Source organism: Halanaerobiales bacterium (assembly GCA_035270125.1).
Classification (GTDB): Bacteria; Bacillota; Halanaerobiia; order Halanaerobiales; family DATFIM01; genus DATFIM01.
Window position 1 is genome coordinate 1 of record DATFIM010000109.1, and the last position, 6,541, is coordinate 6,541.

At 27.5% G+C, this 6,541-nt stretch carries 8 protein-coding genes; 1 reads left to right on the forward strand and 7 read right to left on the reverse strand.

Annotated elements, in window-relative coordinates:
- Together VJ881_05830 and VJ881_05835 are read right to left on the reverse strand one after the other, a co-directional pair.
- Window positions 1–195: hypothetical protein (locus VJ881_05830; GenBank protein HKL75569.1), on the reverse strand; the 195-nt coding region annotated here is incomplete at its 3' end.
- Between the two features lie 65 nt (window positions 196–260).
- The gene (locus VJ881_05835; protein ID HKL75570.1) at window positions 261–1,115 is read right to left on the reverse strand and encodes a GNAT family N-acetyltransferase; all 855 of its coding nucleotides are present in this window, start codon (window positions 1,113–1,115) and stop codon (window positions 261–263) included.
- Between the two features lie 241 nt (window positions 1,116–1,356).
- On the opposite strand from VJ881_05835, the gene VJ881_05840 reads away from it, so the two are divergent.
- Window positions 1,357–2,499, forward strand: coding sequence for an iron-containing alcohol dehydrogenase (locus VJ881_05840; protein HKL75571.1), 1,143 nt, complete (start codon window positions 1,357–1,359; stop codon window positions 2,497–2,499).
- A 42-nt stretch (window positions 2,500–2,541) separates the two neighbouring features.
- Here VJ881_05840 and VJ881_05845 read toward each other — a convergent pair whose 3' ends face one another.
- The 5 genes from VJ881_05845 to VJ881_05865 are packed head-to-tail and all read right to left on the reverse strand — an operon-like array spanning window position 2,542 to window position 6,308.
- On the reverse strand, window positions 2,542–2,766 hold the full coding sequence (locus VJ881_05845) for a hypothetical protein (protein ID HKL75572.1): 225 nt from the start codon (window positions 2,764–2,766) through the stop codon (window positions 2,542–2,544).
- A gap of 20 nt (window positions 2,767–2,786) precedes the next feature.
- Complete coding sequence (locus VJ881_05850) at window positions 2,787–3,308, reverse strand: flavodoxin domain-containing protein (GenBank protein HKL75573.1); 522 nt, start codon at window positions 3,306–3,308, stop codon at window positions 2,787–2,789.
- 5 nt (window positions 3,309–3,313) lie between these two features.
- On the reverse strand, window positions 3,314–4,906 hold the full coding sequence (locus VJ881_05855) for an NAD(P)/FAD-dependent oxidoreductase (protein ID HKL75574.1): 1,593 nt from the start codon (window positions 4,904–4,906) through the stop codon (window positions 3,314–3,316).
- On the reverse strand, window positions 4,896–5,840 hold the full coding sequence (locus tag VJ881_05860; protein HKL75575.1) for an SDR family NAD(P)-dependent oxidoreductase: 945 nt from the start codon (window positions 5,838–5,840) through the stop codon (window positions 4,896–4,898). The genes VJ881_05855 and VJ881_05860 overlap by 11 nt, the downstream gene beginning before the upstream one ends.
- Before the next feature lie 12 nt (window positions 5,841–5,852).
- On the reverse strand, window positions 5,853–6,308 hold the full coding sequence (locus tag VJ881_05865; GenBank protein ID HKL75576.1) for a DUF2358 domain-containing protein: 456 nt from the start codon (window positions 6,306–6,308) through the stop codon (window positions 5,853–5,855).
- Window positions 6,309–6,541 lie beyond the last annotated feature (233 nt).

Here is a 6,541-nt window from a genome sequence, read left to right on the forward strand (position 1 = left end):
ATTTGCCCGAATACATAACATTATGTTTGTTTTTTCGGGGATTTTTAATGAATTAAAATCATAATCAATTTGTTCAACAATTTCAATGGCTTTCTTATCATTCAAAATAGGGTTTTCTTTTTTACTTTCCAGAGCTTTTCCTGCCAATGGTATAAGCAATGTTTCCTTTTCTTCCTTCAAAACAATCTTTTCCATTAGTATCTCTCCTAATAAATAATTTTCTCATCTTTCTCACTCCAATCATATAAAGAGGACAAATTTTATGTTATTGATACTTCTGGAAACTTAAAATCACCTAAATCACAATCAATGTTTTTGACAAAGAAAGGATCTGTTTTATAATTTTCCATAGTATAATTCATATCAGACCAGTAGGGCATAAACCCAAACTCTATTTTATTTATATTTTTAAATGGCAAATAATCTATTAACTCAAAAAAACTTATATTTTCAAGAGAAAAAATACCTACAAGTTTTAAAGTAGATTCCTTTTTTATAGCAATAATCATCGTATTTAATTCAGGAATTTCATAAATATAATCTTTAAGATAGCCTAAATAAATATGAAAAATATTTATACTTGAAGTATTTAAACAATCAAGTTTTTGTGAATAATTTATTCGATTATAAATATAATTCCATACCTTTTTACTATCATAATTAATTTTTTGAGGTTTTATATTATTATTAACTTCACATTTATATACTGGTAATTTTTCATAAACACGTTTGAATCCGAATTTTGGATAAAAATCTACCACACTATCATTGGCTGATAAATACATAGGAATACCTTCATATTCATCTAAAATATGGTTCATCAATATTCCTGAATAACCCTTCCCTCTGAATTCTTTTTTGGTAGCTACAGATCCTATTGAGAGAGCTAAATATTTTTTTTGATTAAAAACTAAATCTGTCTTAAAAACACTAATATTTGATACAATTTCATCATTATTAATATATGCATAACTTTCATAATTATCATCCCATAAATTTAAATCAAACCAAAACTGAAAATCAAAAAAAATATTCTTTAATAGATTATTTAAAAGGATTTGATAGTTTTTATCATTACTATTATTGAAAACAATATTCTCTTCTATTTTATTCATTTTAATAGTCTCCTATCTTGTTAATTATTAACTAGTTTCACCTGAAAAAATAACTTTTGTTATAATATAATTCAACAAATGAGAAAACATTCCTGTATTAAATAAGATATATATTGTCATAATTTTTTTAAATTTAATATAAGCTTTAAAATTTATACTTCAGCTATATTCTTGTTCTCAATCAATTTAAATGTTATATTAATTGTGAAAGATTTAACAAAATAAGAAAGGGGTAATTAATATGAATACTTTTACAATTCCACCTGAAATAAAATTTAATGAAAACTCATTAGATCATCTTTCTTCCTTAGATGGAAAAAGGGCTGTCTTGGTAACAGGAGGCAGTTCAATGAAAAAATATGGATTTTTGGATAAAGCTGAAAGACTTCTCTCGAAAGCTAATATAGAAAGTAAAATCATTGATGGAGTAGAACCTAATCCTTCAGTAAAAACTGTCCAAAAAGGTAAAGAAATAATGTTAGAATTTAATCCGGACTGGATTATTGCCATTGGAGGTGGTTCTGCTATAGATGCTGCTAAAGTGATGTGGACATTTTATGAATATCCAAATCTAAACTTTGAAGAAATTATTGAAGTAGGATCAATACCAAAATTAAGAAATAAAGCGAAATTTATAGCTATTCCTTCTACAAGTGGTACTGCTTCTGAAATTACAGCTTTTTCTGTGATTACCGATACAGAGAAAAAAATTAAATATCCAATTGTTTCTCCAGAAATTATACCGGATATTGCAATTGTAGATCCTAAAATACCTTCTACTATGCCTTCACATATAACAGCTAATACAGGAATGGATGTTCTTGCTCATGCAATTGAATCTTATGTATCCACTAATTCCAGTGATTATAGTAATCCTCTTGCTCTAAAAGCTATAAAATTAGTTTTCAATTATCTGCCTAAAGCTGTAGAAGATGGTGATAATATGAAAGCTAGAAGAAAAATGCATAATGCTTCAACAATGGCAGGAATGGCTTTTTCCAACTCTTCTCTTGGAATAGTTCACAGTCTGGCCCATAAAATCGGTGGTGAATTACACATAACTCATGGTCTGGCAAATGCAATTCTTTTACCGCATGTTATTGATTATAATTATGATTCAGCTCAGGATAAATTTAGAGAAATTGAAAATCAACTTGAAACTGATAGTTTAACTAATAAAATAAATGATTTAAATAAAAAAGTTAATATTCCTAACTCTTTTCAAGAAATTGATTGGCTGGATTATACAGATCAAGATTTTGAAGATATACTAACTAGAATGTCAGAAAATGCTCTGGAAGATCCCTGTACTCTTACAAATCCAAAAGAACCTACAGTTAATGACATGAAAAGATTATATGAAAAATCATATTATGGTAAATAAAGATAAAAGTGGGGATATAATATTATATCTCCACTTTTTTAATTAAAGATAACTGGCTAAAACCATTAAGCCATGTATAGTTGCTAATACAGCAGTAATATAAGCCAAAATTATATGATATTTAATTGGTATATGTGTCCATCCTCTCCGATTCATTCTAGGTATTGCTGCTGTGAAGATCAATAATAAATAAGTTAAAATACCTAGATAAACTACTATAGGATAATTGCCCCAATAAGTATATGCAATATTATTTAACCAAAGCATATAATTCCTCCTTCCTCACTTTATGCTTGAGTTTTTTTAGCATAAGCAACAATCTCTTTAATATGCTTTTTATTGACATAATTAGTCGGGTTATAATAGCTTTCAAGTATTGCTTTTTCGTCCTTTGTTTTATTTTTTTTATTTTCAAGAAATTTTTTATAGACATTTAACATTACTTTAAAAACACCTGTAACTTTCGTAAAATCAACGCCTCCAGGCAAATAAAAGAATTTATGAAATTCCAATTGCTCTTCAGTAAAATTATTTTTTTTGATATCATTAATGTCTTCTTCCACATTATTGTTACCACCACTGGCAAAAATAATAATTGGTTTATCTTCAAACCATTTTAGAACTTTTTTAATTTTGTTCATTTTCCCCATATATACACCGGTTCCAAAAATGATATTTTGATATTCGTTTATTTCATCTTTTTTAAATTCTGAAAAATCCCTTATTTCCCAATCCAACTCTTCTGCAATCCAGGTTGCATATTGAAAGGTGTTTCCATATTTACTCTTATACAAAACAATTTTTTTCATTATCTTTATCCTTTCTTTAGAGTTTTCACTGCCTTATCAGCAGCAATCTTTCCAGTTAAGATGCTTATCGGTAAACCTGAAGGGCTAAATGTCCATTGTCCGGCTTTTAATACATCAGGAATTGGAGTATAACAGGTTTTTTTGATTCTAGTCATTTTAGTTATAGCTGGTATAACATCATTAGTAAAAGCCCAACCAGTTATACTTCCCTCATAATTGCCACTTAACCTTTCAATAGTCAGAGGTGACGAACTAAATTGATGAATTATATTTTCTTTTATATTTTCATAAATACTATTATTTAGAACACTAATAATCTTTTCTTCAGTAAATTTTTTAAATTCTTCATAAAAACCTAAATCATTAATATTTTTGATAAATTCATAATTCATAGGTACACTAACAATTAATCCTGTTTTTCCTTCTGGAGCAAGTTCCTTATTTCTTAATGAAGGAATAGCAATCTCATAGGTAGTATAATCTAAATAATTATTCATCCAATTTAGAATCTCTTCTTTATTTTTATATTCACTTACATTTTTAAATTTCTTAGTTATTTTTGTTTGCCCATCTTTTTTAGGAGTATAAAAACAATGACCACTGGATTTTTTTGAGAAATATTCTTTATCCATATCAACAGCCAAAAAAAGTGAATAAATTGAGTCTCCTCCTTTTTTATCGTTTAAAACATATTTTTGTTTTTTTACCTCCTGTTTTACTCTATTATCTTTTATTTTTTCAATATTAATTGCTTTATATAACTGTTTTAAATCAGCTGCCCAGATTAACTGATCATACTCATATTTTTTATTATTTTGATCAAAAATGGTTTTATTAACACTATCAATTTTTTCAATTCTTGTATCAAATTTAATAATACCCGCTGATTTATTAATATATTTTTTTAACTTTTCAACCAAATCAGAAGTCCCTCTAAGAGGATATTCATAATCTAAATACAGACTGAAATAGCTTAAGGCAAAAGAAGCAGGTGTCTCCGGAAAAAAATGTTGGCTAATAATATCAATCAATGATTGATTATCAGTAAATTGACTCAAATAATCATTAACCGGTATTTTAAAATTTTTGATTTTCAAATATTTTGGCATAAATTTAAATAACCAGGGGAGCAATGTTTTAAATAAATATTCTTTGTCATTTTTTAAATCTTTAAATAATGGATTTTCAATTCCATATAAAATATCCATGTAATCCATAATTTTCTCTATTTCATGAATTATTAAATCAATATCATTTTCATTATCAGGGTAAAGTTTCACAAGCATATCTCGATATTCATATAAACTCTCAGTGCTTTCAACGCGGATAAATTCTTCCTCTATCCCAATAGTGACTATACTTTTAACTAATTCAACATCTAAATCAAGTTGTTTTAACATAGGTTTTACAATTCCCGAATCAAGTATACCTCTAACACCAGTGTCAAATAAAAAACCATCATAATAAAATGAATTAACCAAACCACCAACTTTTTCTTCTTTTTCACAAATTAATATTTTATAACCATTTTTAGTTAAAAAAGCTGCACTTGTTAATCCCGCAATCCCTCCACCTACAATAATCGCATCATATCTCATATTTATCCACATCCTTTATTACTGAACCAATCATTTCTAAAGATAAATTCCAAATTTTTTTCTGTTTTTCTTTATCTAAAGCATGTTTAGCAGGTTTTTCCTCAATTGTTAAGTTAAAAAACTTAGCACTAACATCTCTTAATTCATCAGCTGAAGCTAAATAATAGAGAGCATCACCTGATATTTTAGGATCTTTCAAAAAATGCCAGGTCACATTATGCAAAAACCAGCGATATAATATGCCATTATTATTACCGATATTAGTTCTTACACCACCAGGATGCATTGCATTAATAGTAACTCCTGTCCCTTTTAATTTTTTTGCTAATTCCCAGATAGTTAATAATTGAGCTGTCTTAGAAGCACCATAACTCCTCAACCCCATATATATTCGCTTTTCCCAGTTTATATCATTTATATTTAACCCATTAAAACGATGACCTTCAGAATTAACCTGAATAATTCTGGAAGGAGCAGATTCAATCATTCTTTTTAATAACAATTTAGTAAATAATAATATTGATAGATGGTTGACACAAAAAACCATTTCAAATCCATTTTTATTTAATAATTTTTTAGTTGAATACATACCAACACTATTAATTAAAACATCAATTTTTTGATAATTATCTAAAATTGACATAGCAGCTTTTTTAACCTGTTTTAAGTCTGAAAAATCAGCAATATAATAATCTAGTAATACTGAATAATTTTTCTCAATTTCTTCTTTAACAGCAATTGCCTTCTTTTCATTTCTTACTACTATTACAATATTAGCACCACCAGTTGCTAAAGCTTTAACAGCTTCATATCCCACACCAGAAGTAGCACCGGATACAACACATAGTTTTCCAGCCATTGATTTATTACTATTTTTCTGTTCAGCTTTATTATTTTTGATAAAAATCAATTCTTCTGGAATTTTAAATAACATTTTTACATCTCCTTAACCGAAAAATACCCTCATGAACCACCGATAGATCGGTCTAATTAGAGGTATTTCGTCAAAAATATCTCCCCAAAGATCATAATAATCTCTCTGTTCAATGATTAAACCTTCATCATTAAAAGTTAACCTTGAAATTCCATAAAGCGGTTTTGGTGGGAAAAATCTAAATGACATAGTCATTTTCCACTCCATCATTACAATATTATCAATTTTGCTAATATTAATAATATCCATCTTTAAACTTTTACAACGTTTTGTCAAACGATTACACATTTCTTTAAATTCATTTTTACCTTCAATTCTTTGAATAGAATCCTGAAATTTAATATTATCATCATAAAGTGGAAAAATATGATTCCAATCAGGTTTTCCTTCCTCATTATAGGTTTTTGACCATAATTCTTTTATCTTTTTGGTAGATAATATTTGACTATCTGATAGGTTTGTTGTCATAAAAACACCCCCATCTCATTTATTTGTATTGTCACTTTTAATAATAACTGAATAAACTATCTTACTAAAAATTTTTTATAAAGTATATACAAAAGCAAAAGTCCAAATACTGTAGCAAATCCAGCTAAGAGAAAAGCAGAATCAAAAGAACCAGTAGCATCCAGAAGCCAGGACCCAATAAGACTGGTTATTGCCCCCATTCCAAAAGCACTAAATACTAAACCATAGTTCAT